General features: G+C 42.7%; 25 protein-coding genes and 1 pseudogene. 11 read left to right on the top strand and 15 right to left on the bottom strand.

Annotated elements, in window-relative coordinates; all coding sequences use genetic code 11:
• Positions 1–50: 50 nt before the first annotated feature.
• From I3X05_RS08140 to I3X05_RS08105, 8 genes are all read right to left on the bottom strand, one after another.
• Entirely contained in the window at positions 51–1,316 is a 1,266-nt protein-coding gene (locus tag I3X05_RS08140) for an ATP-binding protein (protein ID WP_337971155.1), read from the bottom strand.
• Positions 1,298–2,830, bottom strand: a complete 1,533-nt coding sequence (tnpC, locus tag I3X05_RS08135; RefSeq protein ID WP_193277853.1) for an IS66 family transposase — start codon at positions 2,828–2,830, stop codon at positions 1,298–1,300. The genes I3X05_RS08140 and tnpC overlap by 19 nt, the downstream gene beginning before the upstream one ends.
• Positions 2,831–2,889: 59 nt before the next feature.
• Positions 2,890–3,243 carry an IS66 family insertion sequence element accessory protein TnpB gene (gene tnpB, locus I3X05_RS08130; protein ID WP_337970604.1) on the bottom strand — a complete coding sequence of 118 codons (354 nt, stop codon included), beginning with the start codon at positions 3,241–3,243 and terminating at the stop codon, positions 2,890–2,892.
• Positions 3,240–3,560 carry an IS66 family insertion sequence element accessory protein TnpA gene (gene tnpA, locus I3X05_RS08125; RefSeq protein ID WP_045569184.1) on the bottom strand — a complete coding sequence of 107 codons (321 nt, stop codon included), beginning with the start codon at positions 3,558–3,560 and terminating at the stop codon, positions 3,240–3,242. Before tnpA ends, tnpB begins: the two co-directional genes overlap by 4 nt.
• A 65-nt stretch (positions 3,561–3,625) precedes the next feature.
• The gene (locus tag I3X05_RS08120; RefSeq protein ID WP_337971154.1) at positions 3,626–4,270 is read right to left on the bottom strand and encodes a helicase HerA domain-containing protein; all 645 of its coding nucleotides are present in this window, start codon (positions 4,268–4,270) and stop codon (positions 3,626–3,628) included.
• Entirely contained in the window at positions 4,267–5,193 is a 927-nt protein-coding gene (locus I3X05_RS08115; protein ID WP_337971153.1) for an SIR2 family protein, read from the bottom strand. Before I3X05_RS08115 ends, I3X05_RS08120 begins: the two co-directional genes overlap by 4 nt.
• 63 nt (positions 5,194–5,256) lie before the next feature.
• Entirely contained in the window at positions 5,257–6,384 is a 1,128-nt protein-coding gene (locus I3X05_RS08110; RefSeq protein WP_337970597.1) for an ISAs1 family transposase, read from the bottom strand.
• 53 nt (positions 6,385–6,437) lie between these two features.
• Positions 6,438–6,785 (bottom strand): hypothetical protein, encoded by a 348-nt coding sequence (locus I3X05_RS08105; RefSeq protein ID WP_337971152.1) that lies wholly within the window; start codon positions 6,783–6,785, stop codon positions 6,438–6,440.
• A gap of 797 nt (positions 6,786–7,582) precedes the next feature.
• On the opposite strand from I3X05_RS08105, the gene ltrA reads away from it, so the two are divergent.
• Positions 7,583–9,055, top strand: coding sequence for a group II intron reverse transcriptase/maturase (ltrA, locus tag I3X05_RS08100; RefSeq protein ID WP_337971151.1), 1,473 nt, complete (start codon positions 7,583–7,585; stop codon positions 9,053–9,055).
• Between the two features lie 224 nt (positions 9,056–9,279).
• On the opposite strand, the gene I3X05_RS08095 is transcribed toward ltrA, so the two are convergent.
• Both I3X05_RS08095 and I3X05_RS08090 read right to left on the bottom strand, forming a co-directional pair.
• Positions 9,280–9,537, bottom strand: a complete 258-nt coding sequence (locus tag I3X05_RS08095; protein ID WP_267342464.1) for a helix-turn-helix domain-containing protein — start codon at positions 9,535–9,537, stop codon at positions 9,280–9,282.
• Between the two features lie 96 nt (positions 9,538–9,633).
• Positions 9,634–10,410 (bottom strand): hypothetical protein, encoded by a 777-nt coding sequence (locus I3X05_RS08090; RefSeq protein ID WP_337971150.1) that lies wholly within the window; start codon positions 10,408–10,410, stop codon positions 9,634–9,636.
• A 135-nt stretch (positions 10,411–10,545) separates the two neighbouring features.
• Here I3X05_RS08090 and I3X05_RS08085 point away from each other — a divergent pair, with 135 nt between their 5' ends.
• Positions 10,546–12,156 carry an IS1634-like element ISSpu7 family transposase gene (locus I3X05_RS08085; RefSeq protein ID WP_337970633.1) on the top strand — a complete coding sequence of 537 codons (1,611 nt, stop codon included), beginning with the start codon at positions 10,546–10,548 and terminating at the stop codon, positions 12,154–12,156.
• 198 nt (positions 12,157–12,354) lie between these two features.
• Here the strand turns inward: I3X05_RS08085 and I3X05_RS08080 are convergent, their stop codons facing one another.
• On the bottom strand, positions 12,355–13,860 hold the full coding sequence (locus tag I3X05_RS08080; RefSeq protein WP_337971149.1) for a relaxase/mobilization nuclease domain-containing protein: 1,506 nt from the start codon (positions 13,858–13,860) through the stop codon (positions 12,355–12,357).
• A 405-nt stretch (positions 13,861–14,265) separates the two neighbouring features.
• On the opposite strand from I3X05_RS08080, the gene I3X05_RS08075 reads away from it, so the two are divergent.
• Entirely contained in the window at positions 14,266–15,393 is a 1,128-nt protein-coding gene (locus tag I3X05_RS08075) for an ISAs1 family transposase (protein ID WP_337970597.1), read from the top strand.
• Positions 15,394–15,397: 4 nt separating this feature from the next.
• On the opposite strand, the gene I3X05_RS08070 is transcribed toward I3X05_RS08075, so the two are convergent.
• A complete protein-coding gene (locus tag I3X05_RS08070; RefSeq protein WP_337971148.1) occupies positions 15,398–15,952 on the bottom strand; it encodes a chromosome partitioning protein ParA in 555 nt (184 codons plus the stop codon).
• Between the two features lie 292 nt (positions 15,953–16,244).
• Between I3X05_RS08070 and I3X05_RS08065 the strand changes: the two genes are divergently transcribed.
• The 6 genes from I3X05_RS08065 to I3X05_RS08040 all read left to right on the top strand — a co-directional run bounded on the left by I3X05_RS08065 (position 16,245) and on the right by I3X05_RS08040 (position 19,497).
• Positions 16,245–16,391 carry a hypothetical protein gene (locus tag I3X05_RS08065; RefSeq protein ID WP_337971147.1) on the top strand — a complete coding sequence of 49 codons (147 nt, stop codon included), beginning with the start codon at positions 16,245–16,247 and terminating at the stop codon, positions 16,389–16,391.
• A gap of 322 nt (positions 16,392–16,713) precedes the next feature.
• Positions 16,714–17,004: a helix-turn-helix transcriptional regulator gene (locus I3X05_RS08060; RefSeq protein ID WP_337971146.1), complete on the top strand. Its 291-nt coding sequence runs from the start codon at positions 16,714–16,716 to the stop codon at positions 17,002–17,004.
• Positions 17,005–17,285: 281 nt separating this feature from the next.
• Positions 17,286–17,573, top strand: a complete 288-nt coding sequence (locus I3X05_RS08055; protein WP_337971145.1) for a hypothetical protein — start codon at positions 17,286–17,288, stop codon at positions 17,571–17,573.
• Between the two features lie 16 nt (positions 17,574–17,589).
• Entirely contained in the window at positions 17,590–17,934 is a 345-nt protein-coding gene (locus I3X05_RS08050) for a hypothetical protein (protein ID WP_337971144.1), read from the top strand.
• Between the two features lie 11 nt (positions 17,935–17,945).
• A complete protein-coding gene (locus I3X05_RS08045; protein WP_337971143.1) occupies positions 17,946–18,410 on the top strand; it encodes a hypothetical protein in 465 nt (154 codons plus the stop codon).
• Positions 18,411–18,999: 589 nt separating this feature from the next.
• On the top strand, positions 19,000–19,497 hold the full coding sequence (locus I3X05_RS08040; RefSeq protein WP_337971142.1) for a hypothetical protein: 498 nt from the start codon (positions 19,000–19,002) through the stop codon (positions 19,495–19,497).
• A 112-nt stretch (positions 19,498–19,609) separates the two neighbouring features.
• Here the strand turns inward: I3X05_RS08040 and I3X05_RS08035 are convergent, their stop codons facing one another.
• Both I3X05_RS08035 and I3X05_RS08030 read right to left on the bottom strand, forming a co-directional pair.
• The gene (locus tag I3X05_RS08035) at positions 19,610–20,416 is read right to left on the bottom strand and encodes an HD-GYP domain-containing protein (protein WP_337971141.1); all 807 of its coding nucleotides are present in this window, start codon (positions 20,414–20,416) and stop codon (positions 19,610–19,612) included.
• On the bottom strand, positions 20,413–20,700 hold the full coding sequence (locus tag I3X05_RS08030; RefSeq protein ID WP_337971140.1) for a hypothetical protein: 288 nt from the start codon (positions 20,698–20,700) through the stop codon (positions 20,413–20,415). Before I3X05_RS08030 ends, I3X05_RS08035 begins: the two co-directional genes overlap by 4 nt.
• Positions 20,701–20,786: 86 nt before the next feature.
• On the opposite strand from I3X05_RS08030, the gene I3X05_RS08025 reads away from it, so the two are divergent.
• Positions 20,787–21,910, top strand: a protein-coding gene (locus I3X05_RS08025) for an IS3-like element ISVpa4 family transposase (RefSeq protein WP_139784410.1) whose coding sequence is annotated in 2 segments (ribosomal slippage) — positions 20,787–21,039 and positions 21,039–21,910 — 1,125 coding nt in all. Because the reading frame shifts where the segments join, the coding sequence is not laid out codon by codon here.
• Positions 21,911–22,132: 222 nt separating this feature from the next.
• Positions 22,133–22,612, top strand: coding sequence for a DUF1456 family protein (locus I3X05_RS08020; protein WP_029834991.1), 480 nt, complete (start codon positions 22,133–22,135; stop codon positions 22,610–22,612).
• A gap of 479 nt (positions 22,613–23,091) precedes the next feature.
• Here I3X05_RS08020 and I3X05_RS08015 read toward each other — a convergent pair.
• Positions 23,092–23,949, bottom strand: a pseudogene (locus I3X05_RS08015) (group II intron maturase-specific domain-containing protein); the annotation flags it as partial.
• Positions 23,950–24,019 lie beyond the last annotated feature (70 nt).

Below are 24,019 nucleotides of genomic sequence, written 5' to 3'. Positions count from 1 at the left end.
TGACTTGTTATTAAGTCTGGCAACTACAGCCAATATTCCAATTGAGATACTTACGACCATATTGACGCAAATGCAGCATCCGAAGATTTTGGTTTAGGTACAGCTTCATCAATGGAGAATCGAATTGGGATATTGAAAGCTGAACCGAAACCGATAGCATCACCTCTAGGCAAACCTGAAATTTCACTAAGTGTATGTTCATTGCCGTTTTCTATTGCATATCTTAATGCATTGATGTCCCGCTCGTTAGTCAAACGCAGAGAGATCCAGTTCGAGCACATGGCGAGAACAGTTGAAGATAACTCTGATGGCCTCTGTGTACTCACTAGCAAAGAGCAATTAAATTTACGCCCTTCTTTTGCAAGTCTTTCGTATGCTTTAAGCTGAGTTCCCTCTTCAGCGAAAGGGTCTCTAAGGTAGTGGTGGGCTTCTTCCAAAAGAAGCATCGTGGGGTAATTGTTGTCTTGCCCTCTTTTAAATAACACATCTGAGTACATTTCTAAAAGTGAACCTAAGATCATTGGGGCATGGTCGTCTGCAATGTTCTTTAAATTAATGATATGAACATCCCAATCTTGCGCTTCCCCCGCTTTTTTACCAAAAATATAATCGACTTCTTTTTCAACTTCCTCTTGCCACATACTTGCAGGATTGTTGATAGCTTGTCCACCAGATAGATTAACTACATTATTAAAGCGTGGGTCATCTACAAGTTGTTGAATAATCTTAACCAATGGCAATACGTTGCCATAACTAAAAGCATCCCTTTTACTTGTACCGTTAGGCATGAAAGCTTGGCAGCCAAACTCTGCAACAAGGTTAGCTAGCGCTTTAAAAGGAGGCCATATTGGAAAATACCCAAGAGAGTTGCTTCTTAGTTTTTGCAACCATTTACTTAATTGTTCTTGTCCATCTTGCCTACAATCATCAACCAATTCGAACCAAGTTGTTGTGGTTGAAGGTGGTATGGTTTCTCCTGTAAGTATAGTGCCATTGTTACCAGCACAAACCATATGGAGTGATTTCAATGCATTTCGTAGTGCAGGAAGTTGCGTTTTATCACTTGGTCTGAGTAACTTGATTAATCCAGCATAGCCAAATGCTTGATAGGGGATTCGATGATAAACAGGGTGTTTACCGTCAAAAATCTCGAGGGGCGGAGGTGGTACGGCTAAAGGCGGGAATAATTTAGCGGGAGAAGATGGAACACTTCCTAAGATTGTCTCCTTAACTCGCGTTTGCCCAATAAAAGCATCAGCATATTGTATCCGCCCCATGAACCCACGGGGCGATATTGTTAGTGTTTGAAGTTCCAAGGCAGGAGTGCATCGATATCAGGTTCCGCTTTCGCTAACTCCTGCATGCACTTGACCATGTAGTCGTAAAGGATAAGGCCGTTGGCTTTCGCTGTCTCGACGATACTGTAAAGCATCGCGCTCGCTTCCGCCCCGTTAGGGTTGGTCGAGAAGAGCCAGTTCTTTCTCCCAATAACCAGCGGTTTTATTGCGCGTTCAGCTCGGTTGTTGTCTATCGATAAGTGACCGTCATCGATATAGCGGGTGAGCTTCGGCCATTGGCCGAGCGTGTATTTTATCGCTTTACCCAGCGGGCTAGACTCAAGCACTTTCTGAGTTGTCATCCATTCATAAAGCTCATCCAGTATCGGCTTAGCATGCTCTTGGCGCTCTGCTTTTCGTTTTTCCGCAGACTCACCTTTTAAGCGTGATTCTATTCCATAAAGCTTCTGGATTTTGGCCAGCGCTTTATCCGCTTTACCTGACTTGCCTTTGCCTTGAAGCTTCTTCGCCTCCATGAACTTGCGCCGAGCATGCGCGAAGCAACCGACATTGGTGACGAGATGAAGCCCATCATAAACACCATAGCCATCGGTTTGTAGATAACCACTGTAATCCCCCAAGAAGGCAACAGGGCACGCCCTAGCTCGACTGTTTTGATAGTCGTACAAGACGATATTTCTCACATTAGGGAGGGCGGCATCTGGCGAGTCTGCGCCCGAGCAGTAAAGCCACATATAACACTGTTTATCTTCTTTGAGGACATTGAGCGGCGTTTCATCCGCCTGAATCACCACTTGCTCAAGTAGGTGCGTTTTTAAGGCCGCGTAAAGTGGAGCGAACTTCTCACTGACTTGGATAATCCACCTTGCCATGGTGGTTCGTGAGAGTTCGATACCCGACTGGGTAAACAGGGATTCTTGACGGTAAAGTGGCATCGCATATTGGTATTTGCCGAGGATGATATTGGTCAACAAGCTTTCTGTGGCGAAGCTCTTCGGGATAATGCTTTGCGGCGCTGGCTTTTGAACAATGCGGCTGTTGTCCTGAGTTTGCTCGCATTGGCGGCAAGCATATTTAGGACGAACATATTCCAACACTTTAAGTACCGCAGGTGTGAACTCAAGTTTCTCGCTACGGTCTTCACCGATTTTATGCAGACTATGTTGGCAGCAAGCGCACTGCTTTTCATCGTCGTCTAAATCGAGTTCGATAACCTCACGAGGCAAGGTCTTTGGCAGTGGCTGACGTTTACCGCGTTTCTTCGTTGTGATGGTCGTTGTGACAACTTCAACCTCTTCTTCCTTAGCGGCTTCACATTCCGCTTCGTTGAAGAGGTCACCTTGTGATTCATTGTAAGGCTTTAACGCCTCCGAGCGTTTAGCGAACTGACGGTCGAAGGCAAGTTTGAGTTGTTCAAGCAGCGATTGGCGCTCTTGTTTCAATTGGTTTTCTGACGCCAACAGTGCTTTCACCATCGCTTGTAGCTCGGCAACATCTTGGCTTTCTGGGTTGATATTTGGCGTCTTTTTCATGGCATTGATGATACTAAAATCATGCCGTTAATGCTTGGTGGATAAGACTTTATTATCGCTTAAGTCATTGTAAAATCGTTTATTCTAACGGGTTTATGGCCGATAATCGTGAAGCCAGAAAGCAGTCTATCAAGCTCGAATTGAGTTAGGGTAAACACCTCATTTTGCTCTTTTGATGGCCACTTGTACTTGGCTTTTTCAAGGCGCTTATACCAAAGAGCAAAGCCTGTTTTATCCCAGTACAACACTTTGATTTTGTCGCGCTGTTTGTTGGTGAACAGGAACAGTGCGCCGCTGCCCAAGGGCAAGTCGGTGTCATTTTCGATAATCGCAGCGAGGCCGTTGATGGACTTTCTAAAATCGACGCTTTCACGATACAAGTAAATCTTTGGAGCGCTGAGCATGCGTTTCATGATAACGCACCGATAAGCTCTGCGAGATAGGTCGCTGGTGTGCCTTGTGGGATGCTCAGTTCAACATTGTTTACAAGTAGTGTCATGTTGGCAACGACAACGTGAGTGGCTTGATACTTTGTCGTCTTTTCAACGACTTCTGCTTTAACAAAGCCAACCGTGTTCGGTTTTTCGATGTGCTTTAACTGTTGGCGCTTAGCGTAAAAAGTGGAAAGGCTCAGTCCGTTACGTTCACAGAATAATCGTTGTGATAGCTGGCTGGATTCATAGTGTTCGAACAGGGTTCGCCATTCTTGGTTAGTGCGTCGTTTGGCCATTTCAAATCTCCTTTGGGTTGGAGGTTTGATCTTATTATTCGGGCTAGACGATTAGAATGCGGGGTTTATGATGCGCTTACAGCATATTCACCATTTATATCGAATATAACGATTCTAGAATTTTTGAATTTTCCACGAATTCTTTGTGACAACAAAGCATTGAAATTTGATTTTCCATAACCTGTACTGCCTAGCACGGCAAGATGTCTAGAAAGTAGCGAGTTGATACCTACATTAATTTTCGTTGTTTTGGTTCTAGAATCTCGACCTAGCTCAACAGTGGAATTTTTTTCATCTTCATTCACACCATAGATACTTTCTAGGTAGTCGCTCGATAGTGGAATAGCTTTCGCACCTAACGTAGGTAATTTCCAACTTTCAGAAATAAATTTTCGATTATCACCATTCTGACATACATAGCCGATGGAATACGCTATGAGTTGCCTTAAAGGGGTATCAATTACATTCATCGTCCCCACATTAGAAGAGTGGGCTTTATCAGGATCAACAAATGCCATGTCTGTAACTCTGGCAATCACAAGATTAGTACCTGCATCTAATCCAATTAAATCACCTGGCTGAGAAACAGAACTTATACCGCGTCGGTGAGATGCTAATTGACCTTTATGTCCTTCCAGTAAGTTAACGCGAATTTTCGTTCCCTCAAGAGCAACCACATACCCAATAGAATCAATAGTCTCAATGCTCATATCTGATTTCCACTTTGAACTAAATCATTGATCGCAGCTACGAGATCTTGCGTTGAAGTATCTCGAGGGAATAAAACTGGTTTCGGGATGTATTTAACAAATGAATCGAAGTAAGCAGATGAGCCTCCACCAACAATTGTAATTTGATTCAATGACAGTGATTTGAGCTTTTTAATACACTTTTGAGATTCGCTTAAACCTTCGGCATCTACCGAGATTTTATCAAGTTCAGGATAAAAAATAACAATATGTAAAGATGGGTTTAGTAGTGCACCTAGAATTATCCGATTGATATGGTAGTCACCAAAACCATATCCGTTGATGATGATAGCTGTTTGAGGCTTTGATAAGAACTCACTAAACCGACGAAACATCTCGCCATATACAAAGCCGATTGTATGGTGGTACTTATTCGCACCTGGATAAATTAAGAATTGCTTGTCATAAACAGGCTCTCCATTTAGCAATGGATCAATATAGCGACTTTTAGCCAGAGCAGAGGGGATTTCTTTAATGTCACTGTTATGCTCTTGAATCCATGACAGTGAGCCATGTAATTTATGCAAGTAAGCATGATAATGTCCAAATCTGGCTTCACCTTTTGCATTAACGTTTCTGAAGCTCAAATCAAAATTTTGGGGTTGGAAAGTTCTCGTATGAAGTCCAGAAAAACCATTGACAAGTTGGATGCCTATTTCTTCGGCTGCCCACTCTAATGAAAGATCATAGTTGGTGGTGAAAAGCATCGGAGCTGCTTGACCTGGCTGGCGATTTGAAATTAATTTTTCAAGCAGTTCTCTGTGATATTTGAACTTGTCTTGAGATCCTAATTTTTCATCACCAAAAGATTCTTGCTTTACCAGTAATGCAGCTTTAGTTACTGATTGATATAAGCAAAGAAGGATTTTCTGAAGCTTACCCACTGGTGGGGACTCAAAATCTGTTCCGATGTTTAATGGTGTTGTCCAGGGCGTCCGCATGAATGGTTAGAATTTAGTCATTGACTTAAATCCAGCAACTAAGACTTGCTCCAAGAAGCCGGGGTTCATCATGCAACGTTTCTGCTTCATTGGCACACTAATTTTGCTTGGCTCAGCTCTTAGCATGTTAAGTGCCATGTGTCTTAAACCTGCCAAATTTTCAGCCGCGTTTTGTCGGTAAATCTGACAAGCGTCTTCTCGCATGCTCACATCTAAAATCCAGTGCATTGACTCTATGCCCCAGTGGGCTCGAATGGCATTTCCTGCCTGCTCCGCGGTCAGGTCTGCTGAACTTATGTAGTAGCGGTACTCCAACTTTGGCGCTTTACCTTTGGCTACTCGGTAATTTTCAACCATGACAATACTGGTGAGTCCGCTCCACGTTGAGAAGTCACCCTCTAACTCACTAGCCTTGAGTACATGGCAAGTACGTGCTTCAACGCGGCCTTTTTGTTTCTCGATTTGATAGGTGGTTTTGTCAATTGGGGCACGGCGGTGTGGGGCGAAGGCTGTCTGTATGGCTGCCGACAACTTGCCTTGATTCCCCTTTACTGCCAACAAGTAATCACCGCCCTTGCTAGTGATCGCCTTGGCAATCTTGGTCTGGCAGGCCATCGCATCAATCGTCACGATAGCTCCTCGCAAGTCGAGCATCTTAATAAGCTCTGGAATCGCGGTAATTTCATTGCTTTTATTGTTGGTTTTGAGTTGACCCAGTACCATTTGGTTAGCACTTGCATAGGCGCTCACCATATGGATGGTGCTTTGCCTGTCGTCTCTATCGTAGGAGCCGCGCAAAGTCTTGCCATCAATGGCAACCACCTCACCAAACGTCATGGTATGTACCGCATTCATCCAACCCAGGAAGCAGTCGCGAAACTCGGCAGGATCAATATTTGCAATCAAACGAGCAAAGGTATCGTCGACAGGCACACCGTTTTCAAACAGCCCCTGTTTAAGAAACCACTCATGGTGGCCAAGAACATATTCACGAATGTCAGTCCAGCCTTGACCTCCGGCTATCACGGCACAGATAGACCCAAACAAAATATCAAACAGAGGATAATCAACTTTTGCACTTTGCCGTTTGTCACGGATGATACTGAAATGCGCTTTGATGGTATTAATATTCATGGTCGCTCCCCAAAAGAAGAGCATAAGATCACAGACCGTGCTTCAGGTCAAATTTAACCTTGCGTTGTACAAGAAATGTTCATGATCTTGCCCTGTGGTGTTGTCTTTTTGTATACCGATAAATATTGAGTTACTTGATCTAAAAGTTGCTCCACATTTACATCTTTATTATTAATATTTTTTTGAGTTATGAGATTAAAAGTAAGTAATTCATCGAGTAGATCAGGCGAACAGTCTATTGCATCAAGCCATACTCCTTCCATTGTCATACCGCCACATCCTACGGATGCACCAGCACCAAGAAGGACACCAATGTTTTCTAATTGGCATAAAGAGCCTAGATGACTTTTAAAGTCATCCTCAGAAATTGCAATTCCACCTTGATAGATAAAGTTACTCATTTAATTATTCTCAAATAAAACACACTGAGAATATTGTGCAACTTTATGTGTATAAAAACAATGAATCACGCAGTCAAGTGAGCTGAGGAAAGACAAGTATCTTATTGAACTTTCTACACATGGGATGAGTGTGTAGGTTTGCAAGGTCGGTCGTTAAACATTCTTATGCTTTACAAGTGAGTTGAAGCGGTTGCCCTAACTCACTTTTGTCCGTGCGACCTGAAGTCGTATGAAGCGTTGTTCACCACGATAAGAGTGAACCATCTGTATCACCAGATGACCCTAGGATCCTGAATAAAGCAGCGGATCCGACAATGTAACGAAACTCAGCCGTTAGGCAGAGTGGGAATGGAATCGTGAGAGGACGTTCCTCCTGATAACCACAAATTGGGTAAGTGCTAGGGTGTCAGTATGATGAACGTAAGTGAATCCACGTAAGGCGCGTTATATGATGAAGCAGCGGAAGTGGTTAATACGCTGTGGCCAAAAATGGCAATGAGAGTCGGAAAGAAGTTGGACAGTACTCTTTCGTGATCGATGTACTCTCCGCACTATAGTGGGCATCTAAGCTGATATTTTGCGCGACATACGGAACAGGGTAAGCCTGTATATCTCCCATTGGGAAAGCAGTCTGCGAAGATTGCCGATAGGTGTGCAGGTAAAGGAGGTTAGAAAAAGCAAAGGCCGCTTTGTAATGAAGTGGATACAGGTTTATATCTGGCGTGAAAGCGAGCTGACTTCTAACTGGTCTCCCGTTGCAAGATGATTTGAAGAACTTTATTCAAGGAGAAACGCAAATGGTGGCTTCATCAGAAGTTAGTGCCTCTCCTAATGGCACTCAATGGCAATCCATCGATTGGAAAGCTGTCGAGTCGCACGTGTTAAAGCTTCAAATGCGCATTGAAAAAGCAACTCGAGAGGGAAAACACAGTAAAGCGAAGGCTTTGCAGTGGATCTTAACCCACTCCAGATCAGCGAAATTACTTGCTGTGAAGCGGGTGTCCCAAAACAAAGGCAGTAACACTCCAGGAATCGATGGTGTCATTTGGAATACGGATGCCCGTCGAATGACCGCAGTGGATCAATTGAATCGCAAAGGTTACCGAGCTAAACCGCTCAGACGTATCTACATCCCGAAAAAGAATGGCAAACTTAGACCCCTAGGCATTCCATGCATGATAGACCGAGCGCAACAAGCGCTTTATCTGCTTGCTTTGGAACCGATATCGGAAACGATAGCAGATCCAAATAGCTACGGTTTTCGCCCTAATCGCAGTACGGCTGACGCAATAGCACAATGTTTCAAATGCTTGTGTCTTAAGCGCTCAGGTCGCTGGGTTTTGGAGGGGGATATTAAAGCTTGCTTTGACAAGATTGGGCATGAATGGCTACTTGAACATGTTCAAATAGACAAAAGGATGCTGAAGCAGTGGTTAGGCTCTGGCTATATCGATAAGGGCTTGTTCTACCGAACGTCGGAGGGAACTCCGCAAGGAGGAATTATCTCTCCAACGCTTATGTTACTGACGCTTGCGGGCCTAGAAAAGCTCGTGAAAGAAGTCGCTAAGAAATCGGGAGAACGAGTTAACTTTATCGGTTATGCGGATGATTTTGTGATAACAGGTTCGTCAAAAGATGTTCTTGTTAACGAAGTCAAACCAAGGGTGATTGATTTTCTAAAAGAAAGAGGGTTGACACTCTCTGAAGAGAAAACACACATTACTCATATAGATGATGGCTTTGATTTTCTGGGCTTTAACCTCAGGAAGTACAAAGGCAAACTACTCATCAAACCGAGTAAGAGCAACGTTCTCTCTTTCTTGGGTAACTTGCGTGAACTCATCAAGAAGCACGCAACAATGCCAGTCAATGATCTCATTAGATTACTGAACCCTAAGCTGAAAGGTTGGGCGAACTATTATCGCCACTGCGTTGCAAAGCGCACTTTCGGTTACCTCGGTCATCAAATCTTCTGGTTACTGTGGCGATGGGCGGTTAGACGTCATCCCACTAAACCCAAAGACTGGGTAAGGCGAAAATACTACATGAACAGAAGTGGTGGATGGCAATTTCACGGTTGGCAGAAAATCGCCAATATGGACTGTCACTACAACCTAATTCAAATAGCGAAAACGCCGATCAAAAGGCATGTGAAAATTAGAAGTGCAGCAACCCCATTCGATCCGCTTTACCAAGATTACTTGGCAAAGAGGAAGCCGAAAAAGGAAAGTCGTCACTCTTGGTTTGACCCTGCCTTAACTGCTATCTAGGTTGCTGGGTAACGTAATACGCCTTAGCGGAGGCTTGAGCCGTATGCAGTGAAAGTTGCACGTACGGTTCTTAGGAGGGCGGCATCTGGTAACAGGTGTCGCCTATCCGACAGTTGTGAGCTACAATAGCAGCAGATCGATTTGTACGATCTAGCAATAACTTTTCAGAGTTAATATGACGATCAGATGTCTGATTGTATTCCTATGCATGGGAATGGCTTTACTCACCATTTCTCTTCGCTCCCACTGTCGGCTTTCAGTTTGATACTTTCTCCTTTCGGCACTATATGCATTTCCAGATTTAGCGATGATAAGATGCGGAATAGCGTCTGAATCCTGGTGGTCTCTGGATTAATCTCAAACTTGGAAATAGTGTCTTGTTTTAGACCCACGGGGTCGGCAGCCTTAGCTTGCGACAGGTTCTTGTGTTTTCTTTCGTCACGCAGATGTATTGCTAACTGCCTAGATGATGTTATCAACATAACAATTCCTCATATTTACCCGCGATAGAGGGTAGTTTGTGCTTTACCCGCAGTCAAGGGTAAAAAGGAAAAACAGCCCCATCGGGGCTGTTGGTTCTATTCTACTTTTTGTATGAGTTCTTCGATTTTTCTTCTTAATGCTACTGTTCTTGTATCAGTTTTTGATGAGTCACGGTCACGAAGCTTTAGAGGGGTTAGCTTAGAAAAGACTTTAACGAATCTCATAAGGCTAGCTTTGTCTTCAAGGTTAAACTTACGCTTACTGCGCATATGCTCAACAGATTCTTTATCATCTTCTTTAAAGAGAAACTCGTTATAGTAAGTATCAGGCATTCTTGCTGCTCTGAGTCTGTTTTTCACTCGGTACAAAGCCTGATGGATTTCTTGTGCTTCAAGAACATCAATCTCATCTTCACCCTCTAGCTCGTCAAAAGCATCTGATGCTTGATGTATCAATGCAGCAATCTTGCAGACTTGCTCTTCTTTTGAATTAATAACAACGCTTTGCTTTTCATGCAGTTCTTCTTTTCTGTACTTCTTATATAACTCGTTAGCTGGTCTAAAGTGAGACATGATCTCGTCAAAGTTGTGCTCAGTAATTTCGTACTTTCCAGATTTCGCTTCTTCAGTGCCATATTTGGCAATGAGGTGTTTTATAGAACGCGGAGAGGAGGGGGCAGTGATCGGTAGCTTTATTAATGTTATATGTGTTGCGTTGCCGCTACCATTTATTAACTCAGGATCTCGGACAATAATGTAAAGTATCTTGCCACTTTTGTTTTTTTGAAATCGCGGTAGGGGAGATTTCTTTTGTTTTGGTGTTACTGTAACGTTATCAGTTAATTCATTATTTATTTTTTTAAAATTACTCATATTACCGTCATTCCGCAGCTAATTTCAGAATTTAAATAGTGTGATCTAGCGATCATTTTTTCATAAAAACCACGACACCATCTTGACCGCGATCGACAGTTTTGATCTATTACTGCTATTTGACGGTCTCAAAATATGTCTACCCATCCTGTTATTAAACGCTTAGATCACCTTGGTCTCATTGCCGCCTTTTGTCACGAAATTGGCCTGCCACGGATGATAGATGCCGTTATCCCAAAATATTCTGACCACAATGTTTCTCATGGTGACGCGGTATTGGCCATGCTCCTAAATGGACTTGGCTTTCATAGCAGAACACTGCACATGTTCTCGGACTTTTTTAAGACCAAGCCTGTGTCTAAGCTACTCGCCAAAGACATTGAAGCACACCACCTTACTGATGATGTACTAGGCCGCACCTTAGATGCTCTATACGAAGCCGATGTCTCAGCGCTCTATCAGGTTATTGCTGAGCGTGTTGTTGATAAACTGGGCTTGACGACGGATTCTGTTCATCTTGATATCACTAGCTTCCACGTTGATGGTGAGTATGCACAAGATGAAAACACCAACGTCATTAAGCTTGTAAGAGGCTACAGTCGGGATCATAGGCCAGAGCTTAACCAAGTGGTGCTTGAACTCATCTGTGAAAACCAAGCAGGTATTCCTGTTTACATGCAAGCACTGAGTGGCAACACCAATGATGCCAAGGCATTCGCTGAAGTCACTAAAAGACACATACATTGCCTAAAAGCCGCGCAAAATAGTCGTTACTTTATCGCTGATGCCGCCTTGTACACCGAAGAAAGCATCTCCTCGCTAGATGAGCAAAATCAAAAGTTCATTACCCGTGTACCCATGACCATCAAGCTCGCAAAACAAGCACTGTTTGCGCTAGAGCCAGAGCAATTAATCGCTATTGATGATGGCTACTCAGGATGTTGGATAGACTCGGATTACGGAAAGGTCAATCAACGTTGGTTGCTCGTTCACAGTGAACAGGCCACCAAGCGGGAAGAAATCACTTTCTTCAAGAACTTAGAGAAAAACATAGCAAAAGAAATCAAAGCGTTGGAAAAGCTAAGTAAAAAACCATTCGCTTGTGAAGTTGACGCAGAATTAGCGTTTAACGATTTCAAGAAACAATCTGACTTACTAGGGTTTGAACAAGGCACTCTCATCAAACTGCCGACTTACTCTCATTCGGGCCGCCCAAAGACAGATGAAGCACCGACAGGATACCAATACTTTATCGAAGCCGCTCCCTTCACCGACCTAGAAAAAGTAAAACTGGCTAAGCTCAAAGTAGGCATGTTTATCCTCGCGACAAATGACACCGACAATGAAGAACTCACCATGACGGCTCTTCTAGCACATTACAAATCGCAACAAAAAGTCGAGCGCGGCTTCCGCTTTCTAAAAAGCCCTGAATTTTTAACCTCTTCCATCTTCTTGAAAAAGCCTGAACGCATTGAAGCGTTGCTAATGATAATGACGTTGAGCTTGCTTGTTTACGCCAGTTTAGAACACAAAATCAGAGAGCAACTCGCACAAACCGAAGCGTTCTTCCCAAGTATGGTAAAGAACAAGACGACCTCCAGACCGACGGCACGTTGGGTCTTCTTGCAATTCGAAGGCATAGATACGCTAGAGATTAACGGCCAACGGTTCATCACTGGACTTCAAGATCACCAAACACAACTACTCAAATTACTCGGTAGATTCTATGAGGTAGTTTATTCCTAAATTAGCTGCGGAATGTCGGATATTATTATATTTTTATTATTATTTTTATTTTTATTTTTTTATTATAGCATTTAAATTTATAATATAAACTATAATGTTATTGTTTGTATTAAATTCTTCAGTTAATTTTTTAAATGATGGTGAGTTTTTCTGTTTATATTACAAAAATAAAAAGAGAGCTTCAGCCCTCTTTTTAAATTAATATGTATTTTCAGCGATATCTTTTGGTTTCTTCTTGATGTTGCGTCTTCTGTTCTGCTTTTTGTTGTCAGCAAAGATACCTTCTTTTTTATATGTTTTTTCTATTTGTTCAATGGCTTGGTTAATTGCTAGGTCTTGATCTTCATGTGCCGCGATTGGGGTTATTTTCAATTCCCAGTGGTTCTTCTTGCTTAGTTCGAAAAAGATTAGAAGCAGATGATAGAAGTATTTACTTAGCGTTTTAGATGCAGAGTATATGCATTTCTCTTGCTCGTAAATCGTGTGAACGAAAGCTTTGTCGCGTTTGTTGATGCGCTTGCCGTGATACAGCCAAAAATCAATCGCATCTTCCATCGCTTTTTGATGCTGCTTTCTACACGAGATAATGAAGCAGTTAAACATGTGCTTATCCCACTCTTCCATCTGTTTTTTGACTTTATCAGCATGTGCTTCAGCATCTCTTCTCACTGTTTCAAATCTTCGCTCTGCAAAATCTTTTTGCGATTCAAACATTTCTCTAAGATCATAATTTTCGACTTGTGACTCGTCATAACTACTTATAATGTTAGCATCACTGGCTAGAACGCCTGATTTTATCAATCCTCCAAGAGTGAATTTGTTCCCGCTTCTAAGTTTTGAGGCGGGTATGATGAAGTCATTGTATTTGTAAACAAGACCGATGTACTTCTCGTTGTTTCTGTCTTCTTTAAGTATTATCTCAACGCCATTTCTTAATAGCGCTATTTGATAAAGAGCCAAGCTTGCTTTACTAGTGTGCTCATCGTTTACGCCCAGTTTCTTTAGCATGTTTGCCCTAGCTTGCACTAGCGCTGGTAGCTCTTTGATGCTTGATTCAACTAAGCGTCTTACCATCAACTTGACTGAGTGAGAGTACTTGTCAGAAGTGACTGCTTCACCTTTTGCTAGTACTGATGCTGAGTTTTCTAGCTGTCTTAATCCAAACTCTTTTTCTTGTTCGCGCATGATTTCTTGTGCAGCTTCAACAGACATCCAGTTACTTATCACTTTGTTTGTTTCCAAGTCTTGTGTTGATACTGTTATGTGTACGTGCTGAGAATCAGTATCTTCGTGTCTAAATGCGATGTAGCGTGCGTTTTTGTAACCAAGACGATTCATAGTCTTTCTAACTGTTTTACGCCATTGCTTGTCTGTGAGGTACTCTCCTTCGTCTATAGAGATGACAAAGTGGCGGAAAGGGTGCTTAACGTGCGGATTATGCCTGTATGAGCTTTGAAGCTCTGCTATAGAATCGTGCCAGTCAGCGCCAGTAGCTGGCTCACCCATTTCAACAGGTATAGATTCGATTTCGTTAGCACAGATGAAGAAGGAATGTCCCTCAGATGCAGGAGCATGTTTTGTTTTACCCGCGCCATATTTCACCAAGTTATCTGCGTCTTTTTGTTTAGCGCCATATTCAACGAGGTTCTGTGCGTCCTTGGCGGTTTGTTGGCTTCTTGTGCATTCTAATTCTGTAAATATCATTTTATTGTCTCTTTATTATTATTGTGAGTGAGAAAGTAAGAAGTAATGTAGATAAGCCCTCCTTGAACAAGGAGGGAATTCAGGCTTTATAATTCAGCTTCTTCTAGTATCTTTTGTTTGCATAGCTCGTCTAGCTGACGCGAAGATAAGTATTTTAAAGCTAGTACTTTAGCTGTTGCTGATGAATGGGAATCTATTGCTAGCTTGCGCGTACTATCAACGTTCTTCTTAAGCTCTTTAATGCATTTACTTAGTTTAGCTAATTTAGCGCTGTCAGCATCTTCAATGTCTTCTGAAAGCACCTGTAGGGCAGGGCAAGATCATGAACATTTCTTGTACAACGCAAGGTTAAATTTGACCTGAAGCACGGTCTGTGATCTTATGCTCTTCTTTTGGGGAGCGACCATGAATATTAATACCATCAAAGCGCATTTCAGTATCATCCGTGACAAACGGCAAAGTGCAAAAGTTGATTATCCTCTGTTTGATATTTTGTTTGGGTCTATCTGTGCCGTGATAGCCGGAGGTCAAGGCTGGACTGACATTCGTGAATATGTTCTTGGCCACCATGAGTGGTTTCTTAAACAGGGGCTGTTTGAAAACGGTGTGCCTGTCGACGATACCTTTGCTCGTTTGATTGCAAATATTGATCCTGCCGAGTTTCGCGACTGCTTCCTGGGTTGGATGAATGCGGTACATACCATGACGTTTGGTGAGGTGGTTGCCATTGATGGCAAGACTTTGCGCGGCTCCTACGATAGAGACGACAGGCAAAGCACCATCCATATGGTGAGCGCCTATGCAAGTGCTAACCAAATGGTACTGGGTCAACTCAAAACCAACAATAAAAGCAATGAAATTACCGCGATTCCAGAGCTTATTAAGATGCTCGACTTGCGAGGAGCTATCGTGACGATTGATGCGATGGCCTGCCAGACCAAGATTGCCAAGGCGATCACTAGCAAGGGCGGTGATTACTTGTTGGCAGTAAAGGGGAATCAAGGCAAGTTGTCGGCAGCCATACAGACAGCCTTCGCCCCACACCGCCGTGCCCCAATTGACAAAACCACCTATCAAATCGAGAAACAAAAAGGCCGCGTTGAAGCACGTACTTGCCATGTACTCAAGGCTAGTGAGTTAGAGGGTGACTTCTCAACGTGGAGCGGACTCACCAGTATTGTCATGGTTGAAAATTACCGAGTAGCCAAAGGTAAAGCGCCAAAGTTGGAGTACCGCTACTACATAAGTTCAGCAGACCTGACCGCGGAGCAGGCAGGAAATGCCATTCGAGCCCACTGGGGCATAGAGTCAATGCACTGGATTTTAGATGTGAGCATGCGAGAAGACGCTTGTCAGATTTACCGACAAAACGCGGCTGAAAATTTGGCAGGTTTAAGACACATGGCACTTAACATGCTAAGAGCTGAGCCAAGCAAAATTAGTGTGCCAATGAAGCAGAAACGTTGCATGATGAACCCCGGCTTCTTGGAGCAAGTCTTAGTTGCTGGATTTAAGTCAATGACTAAATTCTAACCATTCATGCGGACGCCCTGACCTGTAGGGCTTTTGATAGCTCTTTAGTTTCTTTAAAGTACTGCAAATACGCTTCACCATTATTTGGGCGTGGTTCGATTTGGTTTGAGATAATGTCTCTCAGAAAAGCAGCGTTAGAGCGATAGTTGTTACTATTTCTGCACGCTATGAAGTGCTCATGGGTTTCTTTAGTTACATGTGTTTTTATTGCTACATCGCATAAGTCTTTAGTTTCTTTGCGCTCTTCTTTGAAGCCGTTTTCGACTGCATCTAGGATGCGAAGTGATTCAGTAACAACATCCTTGTTAAAGCTATCTGCATTATTTTTAGCGTAAATACTTTTTACAATGCAATTGCAAAAACGCGCATGAGAACTTAGCGTAAGTTTAGATGTGCTTGAAAATTGCGGAAGAAAGGAAGGTACAACAACTTGTAATTCTTCTAAGCTGCAATCTGTTTTCTCAATAAGCGCTCTTAGTTTATCTTTATTTTTTCTTTCGGTGTCGATTACTATTTCTCTTATTGCTGCATGTAAGTCTTCTTTTAATGATAAGTTCATTTTATTATTTCTCTTTTTATTATTATTATTTTATTTTTATTATCTAGGAAGCAACAGTGTGCGACTTAGCGATAACTGCGAAGCATGTTAGCGCAACCGACTGAAAGGGAGGCTAAAGCTACAAACGAGCCATTTGGAACAAATGGGGAAGAGCAGTATCCGCTTGTTACTGTTTTTGTCCTAAGTGTTTTTATTATAACGATATAATTAACGAGATGGGAAGTGTTTATTTTAATTTAAGTTAATTAGATGCTATATGACGGTTTGAATAATCCTGTATTTACTGTGTAATATGACGGAGTTTGTCGAGTGCGACAGGGAAAATGCGCGTTACGACATTGAAAGTGCCGTTTGCGACAAAGCATTTGCGCTGCACTATCATTGTGTCTCTGGTGCTTTCAGTCGCTTTCAGGTCGTCTCACTGGAACTGAGTAAGTAGTTGTCGGGGCGGATATTACATAGATTAAGTTGAGTTTTATGGGGCGTAAAAATAAACGAGAGGTGTGATTATTGAATGAAATGAATTAATGGAGAGGTTGTGTTAATACTTATCTGTTCTTGATTGCTATGGCAGGCTATATCGACATGATGTTTAATATATGAACCTTATATACTTTGCCTTCCGTGAAATATATAAGGTATGTATATTTACTTTTAATTAAATAAATGCGAAAAAGTGATTGCTTTTAACCTCTAAATACGAATATTATATTTGCAACGGCTCTTGTAGTCATAAAAATAAGAATAAACGGAGGCGTCCAATGGCGCTTATACACACAATTAATCAACTGAAAATAGAAAAGAAAGTCGATGTATTAAAACGCGTTGGTTTATCCCAAGCCACGCTTCACAGACGTATAAACGATGGCACATTTCCGCCCGCAATACAACTGGGTCCCAAGGCTGTGGGATTCATGTCGCATGAAGTCGATGCGTTTCTTATTGCATGTGCTTTGGGAGAAGATAAAAAGCGTGTGGTCGCTGAGCTTCTTGCGCAGCGACAAGCGCTTAAGCAAGCGAATCCTTTATTGCAGTACATGAACTTTCACTAATTTATCTTTTAGTTCTGTGCATACGTTGCACAGAGCTTGCTCAACTTCAGTGGTAATTGCAAGATTCCCAACGACTTTTGCGCTCAAGCTGAGGAGGATAAAAAACTCTTGACATTAAAGCACAGGCTAAGCTAGCTTGATAAAGCTTCCAAATCGCTCTGCTCTTTGAAAGCTCTGAATAATAATATAACAGCAAAAATAATAACGATAAAAACAAGATAAGTGGCTGAAAGCCATAAAAAAGTTATTACGTTGTCACTCATTATTACTTCGGAGGAACCATGAAAGAGTTTAACGTCTTAAAGAAAAATCGAAAGTATTTTGCTGCATCACTTAACGGCTACAAGTGCAGAATCTTAATCGATGAACTGTCTCAGAATCTCTCAATCGGTACACAACTGCTGGATGTCGAAGACATCTCCGTTCGTTCAAAGTATGGAACCGACCTAATATTCAAACTTAAATCCTCGATTGAGGAGCAAAATGAGTCTGGTTTTATTACTTTAACTAGTACTTACAATACCTATCTCGTTGATAAATGTCGCGCTCTGGGGGGGGCAATGGGATAAGTCCAGTAAGTGTTGGGTGTTCAGTGGCCTCATCGAAGAAAAGGTTGATGAGCTGGCTTATGTTTTCAATTCTCCTCTCGTGCCTGTCGAAGTGACGATTAATGATGACTACGATGTGTACGAAGAAAAGGGGACACTTTGTTGCCTTGGCTACCCAATCGCACGTGCATTTGGGCGTGATTCAGGAGCAAGAGTCGAAGAGGGGGTAGGTGTCGTAGCGGGCGGCTTCACAAGCTGTGGTAGTAAGAAAAATTGGGTGACTCAAGCCAAATCTGGGACAGTGTTTCGCATTGAGGTGGCGGAGAAAGTGCTTACCCATTTTGCTGAGAAAGAGCCTCATTACCACTTTAAAGCTATCTGAAGGTAAGTGATATGGAATGGTTCCCACCGCGTCTTGATGACACTGAAGCCATACTCAACAGTGCTATTCTTTATAATGGCGTTGTCTTGTTGCCAAACACCCCATGGAATGCCGCAACCGCATTTGTCTTGTATGACATATCACGAGATGCGGCAACGTTAGGGTTTACCCTTGTTCGTTTACCCTCGATTGACGAGGGGGACGTACCAAGTTTTCGTGATGTAGTTTGGCAAAGGTTTGAGAGAAACAAGTGTATCGTAGAGCAGTTTTTGGCAGCGCAGTCCACGCATCGACGAGAGAGTTTAAAAGCACTACTAATTGACAGCAAATTAAATGACGCTTTGGACCTGGGATTATTTGACGCCCTTCAATTAATCTCTCTATCAAAACAAACCTTATTATTCCTATTGGAACGTATTGATGCACTTTTTACCCTCAGAACGTCACGTTGTTATCAGGGTTTTAATACTTTTTAACGAGTCATCCAATACTCGATTGATAGGTGTGCATCATGAGAACTTGTTTTAACTTCATCTCAGTCACACATCATCAATATGGTATTTTTCGACTGAATAACTTCAATCATAAGGAGCCAATTAGGAATGCATTAAAATTTATTTGTCGAGTCAGTCCACATTTCGAAATAGTAAAAAGCACGTTAAAGGCACTTCTCAAACAATATCCTAGTCTTAAGGCATTTGTTTCAGCTATCCAGCAAATGGTTTTGCACCAATGTAAGACGATTCAATAAAGAAGTCCGTGTCGTGTATTTATATTTTCAAAGTGTATTCTTGGTGAAATCAGCGTGAAGAAAAACAAAGTTATATATGTGTATATGACTAAATAAGCGTTTCTAATGGAGCGTTGTTGAACGCCCTTTGATTCAGAAAGTATGTGTATATCGTTAAACCGCCTAAACTGCTCGACTTCAAGGAAAAATCAGCTTAGTGACCTACATTTAGGAAATGCTATTTAGATATAAATAAGCTGAAAAAGTAAATTTTCAGTTAACCTAATATAACGAATTTTTGTTATTTATTTTTTTAAAAAAACAGGAGTAAAATCATGCCTAATCATATTTATAATATCATCGAGTTTCGTACTAAAGATAAATGCTATGCTAATTCTATTCACGATGCGATCAGGAATGAAAGTAATGATATAGATTTTAATAAGCTGCTTTCCAACTCTTTAAAATCAACGTCTTTTGAAGGGGGAAACAGTGTTTATCATGGTGATGTGGATTGGAATGTTCAAAGTTGGGGAACAAAGTGGAATGCATGGGATAGCCAATGTTACCTCGAAGAAAGAGGTGAATATATTTACGGAAGAATTACATTTTTTACTGCGAATACTACTCCGTACCCAATATTCATTGCGCTATCAGAGAAGTACCGTGAAGTTCGCTTTAAAGTAAAATTTGCTGACCAATATGCTTTTGGTTGTGATTGTGGATTTCTAGTCTTCCAGAATGGACAGGAAATTGACCGTCATACCTCCCCAAATGAGTTTGAATCACATGAGCAATACTCGTACTGGCTAGATATCGCAATGAGTATTTAATAATTTTTTCAGCTCAATCGTTAGAATGCAAGCAGCTTCCATTAAATTGAGAGGTTGCTTGCATCTCTAATTAGAGCAAAGGGCCAGGCAATACGCGACCCGCCTAGTTTGGTCACGGCAAGTGGTCGATGGTAACGTCGATGAAGTGATCAACCATATGCTTGTTCTTCTCCTTGCTGTCTAGAGAAACTTTGGCATCGCTTACAGTATATTGAGTGCCGCACACTCGGCACCGAGTGAGATCGCCTTTGTTCTGATGTCGCGTTACTTCAATGGTCGGTCCGCACATTGGACAATGTTGCAACGGGATCCCCTCGTCTGAGTGCAATATAATGTGATCGAATTTACCGTTTCTTCCTAAGTCGATGAAAGCCGAACCCACTTCTATATCAAATTGTGTCCCCAAATGTGCTTGAAGAATGTCTAATGCTCTCTCTTTAATCATTGGAGCGCGATAGGGGCGTTGGCTGGTCATCGCATCAAACGCATCACAAAGAGAAATCAGTTTGACGTGTTTTGAGACAGCGTTGCTGTCTAGCCCTTTAGGGTAGCCCTGACCATCGGCACGTTCGTGATGGTACAAAATGGCGTCAGCTACGAAATGTGAAAAGGGATTCTCCTTAATGAGTTCGTAACCCTGTACAGGATGGTGTTGAATAACCTGATACTCGCTATCCGTCAGTGGCCCAGGTTTGTTCAGAATTTCGAGAGGAGTGTGCAGCTTTCCAACATCATGCAAGAAAGCACCAAGGGTAGCTTTTGCTATCTCCAGAGTAGACCAATTGAGCGCTGTCGCCGTGAGATGGGCAAATTTTGACACTCGCCAAAGATGGCCTGAGGTATAGGGATCCCGAGCTTCGACCTCCCAGGCCAAAAGCATCATCTCTCTCAGTGATTGTCTTATTGCTGGATTGTTCATCGGTCATTATCTCTTGTAAACGACGTCTGTTTCAAAATCATTAGAGCCTTCATGGCGGCATTGCTATCATGATTGACAAAAGCCGACGTGATCGCACCTTCTTTGAGCAGACAAAGTAGGGTCAGTAGGGTTTCATTTGGCTCAGGCAAATGCTTTTCTATGATGCGGCGTACTTCATCTTTGTGCTTTTTGCACATCACAGAAATAGGATGTGTATGATCACCATATTCCGCTGACGTATTGATGAAGTAGCAACCACGAAAATCGCCAAGTTGTGGGTCCATGTTGCAGAGAAGTGGCCCCCGATTTTCGGACATGACTTTAAGTGGTCGATCTGTTTTGATAGTACCCAACAATACAGGGACAGATTATGACTAGAAAACGTAGAAACCACTCTCCTGAGTTTAAAGCTAAGGTGGCTCTCGATGCCGCTAAAGGCGATAAAACCGTCGCTGAGTTAGCTCAGAAATACAACCTGCACGCTAACCAAATCTCGACATGGAAAAAGGAGCTGCTTGAAAACGCAGCCATGATTTTTGCCACCGAAAATCACACAGGAAAAGAGAATTCCGAAGAAGTGGACAAACTTCACGCCAAGATCGGTCAATTGACCATGGAAAATGATTTTTTGGCCAAAGTGCTCGGTCGTTAGACCGAGCCCAGCGAAAGAGTTCGCTGGTTAAATCCACCCCATTGCCGATAAAGCGCCAGTGTGAGCTGCTCAATATTGCTCGCTCTACCGCTTACTATCAACCCATAGGACTCTCTGCTGAGGAGATTGCGTTGCGCCGTATGATTGACGAAATTCATCTTCAGTATCCGTTTATGGGCAGTCGGCGCATTCGAACTGAGCTGGCTAAGAAGGGTCATAGCGTTAATCGTAAGCGTGTTGTTCGACTCATGCGCGATATGGGGATTGGGGCGATTTACCCCAAGCCCAAAACGACGCTGGCGAACAAAGCACACAAGGTGTATCCCTACCTGTTGCGTGATATCGAAGTCACTTACCCAAACCAAGCTTGGGCGATTGATATCACGTACATCCCGATGGCGAAGGGGTTCCTGTACCTCGTTGCGATTATCGACTGGTATAGCCGCAAAGTGCTGGCTTGGCGACTATCCAACACCATGGACACGAGTTTTTGTATCGAAGCGCTTGAGGAAGCGCTGAAGCATTATGGGCCACCTGATATCTTTAACTCAGATCAAGGCAGCCAGTTTACCAGCACAGAGTTCACACAGAAGTTAATTGAGCATAACGTACGTATAAGCATGGATGGGAAAGGCCGTTGGGTTGACAATGTTTTCATTGAGCGATTATGGCGAAGCCTGAAATATGAGGAGGTTTACTTAAAAGCTTATACCACGCCCCGTGAAGCCGAGCTTGAAATCGGCAACTACATGGTGTTTTATAATGAAGAGCGTAACCATCAAGGACTCAATAACCTCACTCCTGATGAGGCCTACTTCGGTCGGCAAAGATACGCAGCATGAGCTGGGTCAACCACTTAAGAAATTAGCTTATGTGTCCAACCGTTGGGGTCCACTTCTCCAACTTAGCCAACTAGGCCGTCTGATTTCCATTTTTTAACCTACCGAAGAAACGTGTTCTCTGTTAGAGTCACCGTCAACTACGCTATTGAAAAAAGACACCCACAGATCGCATGTGATTGATGGATTTTTATTCACCCTTAGAACTCATTTTAGGAATCCCTAGTGACTAACAACGAAATTTTACGTCGTATCCAACACGCGTTAAACCTTAAAAACGCACAGATAATGAAAGCTTTCGGGCAGGCCGAAGTCACTGTGGCTCACGATAAAGTGGCAAACTGGTTAAAAGATGAAAGCGACAAATCTTGCGTTAAGATGAAGGATCAAGAGTTAGCGGTATTCTTAAATGGCTTTATTAACCTCAAGCGAGGAAAAAAAGACGGCGAGCAACCTAAGCCAGAAGTCGCGTTGACCAACAACATGATTCTCATGAAGCTGCGCATTGCGCTAGACATGAAAGCAGAAGATGTGTTGGACGTATTAGAAGTGGTTGGTATTAGTTTAAGTAAATACGAAATTGGTGCGTATTTCCGCAAGCCAAACAACAAAAACTACAAACAGTGTGAAGACCAACTGCTGTGCGACTTCTTAGATGGTGTGCAGTTTATCAATCGTCCCGATTCTGAAGAGTTTTCTGGGTAATTTTTATCTCGAATCGAACGAGGTAATTGATTAAAAAAGCGAGGTCCATTTCATTTGGCTACTCGCTTTTGTCATGTTAACGACCAATATTAGAGCTTCACAATCACGTCTACTCTTTGTCTTTCTTCAGTAGATACCTATCAAACCACGCTGAAATCTGATCGGCTTTTAGAATCAAGACACACCGACCCCTATGACCCGACCAAGATAAACCCAAGCTAAAACCTTAAGCCAGTTAGCTCTATTCTTGTTAAGCTATTCCAGACATCTTGTAGTGATTCACTAAAACTGGCCACGTATATAGAGTCTTTCCATACTTTTGGTCATGCGAGCAGGGTCACGGCTGACGCCATTGGTAACACGAATTTGTCGAGTAGACGACACCTGTTACCAAGTGTCGCCCCTCTAAGAACCCAGCGTGCAACTTTCACCGCACTAGGCTCAAGCCTTCACGAAGGCACCGATTGGCACCCAGCAACTTATAAAGCGGCGAGAGCAGACTCATGCCAAGAGTTACGGCATTGCTTCTTTGATTTTCTCTTAGCCAAGTATTCTTGGTATTGAGGATCAAAAGGCGTTGCAGCACTCCTGATTTTCACATGTCTCTCAATCGGCACCTTAGCTATTTGATACAGATTGAACTGACAATCCATATCCATGATCTTCTGCCAACCGTGAAATTGCCATTGACCTTGACGGTTGATGAAGTATTTAAGGGCGATCCAAGTTCTAGACTTAGTCGGATGACGCCTTTTAGCCCAGTGCCATAACGCATGGAATAGTTTGTGACCTACATATCCGAATATCTGTTTAGCAACGCAGTGTCGATAGTAATTCGACCAGCCCCTGAGTTTCGGATTTATCAACTTGATTAGATCGTTAACGGGGATGGTTGCGTGCTTCTTGATGAGTTCACGCAAGTTACTCAAGAGCATTAGAGTGTTGGATTTGCTCGGTTTAATGAGCAGTTTTCCATTGTACTTCCTATGATTAAAGCCTAGAAAGTCAAAACCACGGCTGATGTGGGTAATGTGCGTTTTTTCTTCGGAGAGTGTTAAGCCTCTTTCCGCTAAGAACTCAGCAATCAACGGTTTGATATCGTTCTCCAGCACTTCCTTTGAGGCACAGGTGACGACGAAATCATCGGCGTATCCAATAAAGTTGGCTCTCGCACCCTTTTTGAGGGCGGTAGATTTTATGCGCTGTTCTAGACCTGCAAGTGTCATCAACATCAGAGTGGGAGATATAATCCCACCCTGCGGTGTCCCCTCGTCGGTATGGTAGAACAACCTTTTATCTATAAAGCCAGATTTCAGCCATTGTTCCAGCATCCGTTTTGCATATTTCGGAGCATTCCGATCAGTCATTTCCCCCCTGTGTCAGCATAGTTGTCGCCTAGATTTTTAA

Origin of the sequence: Vibrio navarrensis (assembly GCF_015767675.1) — a bacterium.
Taxonomy (GTDB): domain Bacteria; phylum Pseudomonadota; class Gammaproteobacteria; order Enterobacterales; family Vibrionaceae; genus Vibrio.
The sequence above is the reverse complement of the archived record's forward strand: the minus strand, read 5'-3'. Positions and strand labels throughout refer to the sequence as shown.

What these genes read in the sequence shown, in the direction of transcription:
- I3X05_RS08065 (WP_337971147.1), top strand. Translation starts at nt 16,245, where the DNA reads ATGACGGAGTTTGTCGAGTGCGACAGGGAAAATGCGCGTTACGACATT.
- I3X05_RS08095 (WP_267342464.1), bottom strand. Translation starts at nt 9,537, where the DNA reads ATGTTGATAACATCATCTAGGCAGTTAGCAATACATCTGCGTGACGAA.
- I3X05_RS08085 (WP_337970633.1), top strand. Translation starts at nt 10,546, where the DNA reads ATGTCTACCCATCCTGTTATTAAACGCTTAGATCACCTTGGTCTCATT.
- ltrA (WP_337971151.1), top strand. Translation starts at nt 7,583, where the DNA reads ATGGTGGCTTCATCAGAAGTTAGTGCCTCTCCTAATGGCACTCAATGG.
- I3X05_RS08060 (WP_337971146.1), top strand. Translation starts at nt 16,714, where the DNA reads ATGGCGCTTATACACACAATTAATCAACTGAAAATAGAAAAGAAAGTC.
- I3X05_RS08070 (WP_337971148.1), bottom strand. Translation starts at nt 15,952, where the DNA reads ATGAACTTATCATTAAAAGAAGACTTACATGCAGCAATAAGAGAAATA.
- I3X05_RS08030 (WP_337971140.1), bottom strand. Translation starts at nt 20,700, where the DNA reads ATGGACCCACAACTTGGCGATTTTCGTGGTTGCTACTTCATCAATACG.
- I3X05_RS08045 (WP_337971143.1), top strand. Translation starts at nt 17,946, where the DNA reads ATGGAATGGTTCCCACCGCGTCTTGATGACACTGAAGCCATACTCAAC.
- I3X05_RS08105 (WP_337971152.1), bottom strand. Translation starts at nt 6,785, where the DNA reads ATGAGTAACTTTATCTATCAAGGTGGAATTGCAATTTCTGAGGATGAC.
- tnpA (WP_045569184.1), bottom strand. Translation starts at nt 3,560, where the DNA reads ATGGCCAAACGACGCACTAACCAAGAATGGCGAACCCTGTTCGAACAC.
- I3X05_RS08090 (WP_337971150.1), bottom strand. Translation starts at nt 10,410, where the DNA reads ATGAGTAATTTTAAAAAAATAAATAATGAATTAACTGATAACGTTACA.
- tnpC (WP_193277853.1), bottom strand. Translation starts at nt 2,830, where the DNA reads ATGAAAAAGACGCCAAATATCAACCCAGAAAGCCAAGATGTTGCCGAG.
- I3X05_RS08080 (WP_337971149.1), bottom strand. Translation starts at nt 13,860, where the DNA reads ATGATATTTACAGAATTAGAATGCACAAGAAGCCAACAAACCGCCAAG.
- I3X05_RS08110 (WP_337970597.1), bottom strand. Translation starts at nt 6,384, where the DNA reads ATGAATATTAATACCATCAAAGCGCATTTCAGTATCATCCGTGACAAA.
- I3X05_RS08055 (WP_337971145.1), top strand. Translation starts at nt 17,286, where the DNA reads ATGAAAGAGTTTAACGTCTTAAAGAAAAATCGAAAGTATTTTGCTGCA.
- tnpB (WP_337970604.1), bottom strand. Translation starts at nt 3,243, where the DNA reads ATGAAACGCATGCTCAGCGCTCCAAAGATTTACTTGTATCGTGAAAGC.
- I3X05_RS08075 (WP_337970597.1), top strand. Translation starts at nt 14,266, where the DNA reads ATGAATATTAATACCATCAAAGCGCATTTCAGTATCATCCGTGACAAA.
- I3X05_RS08040 (WP_337971142.1), top strand. Translation starts at nt 19,000, where the DNA reads ATGCCTAATCATATTTATAATATCATCGAGTTTCGTACTAAAGATAAA.
- I3X05_RS08035 (WP_337971141.1), bottom strand. Translation starts at nt 20,416, where the DNA reads ATGAACAATCCAGCAATAAGACAATCACTGAGAGAGATGATGCTTTTG.
- I3X05_RS08120 (WP_337971154.1), bottom strand. Translation starts at nt 4,270, where the DNA reads ATGAGCATTGAGACTATTGATTCTATTGGGTATGTGGTTGCTCTTGAG.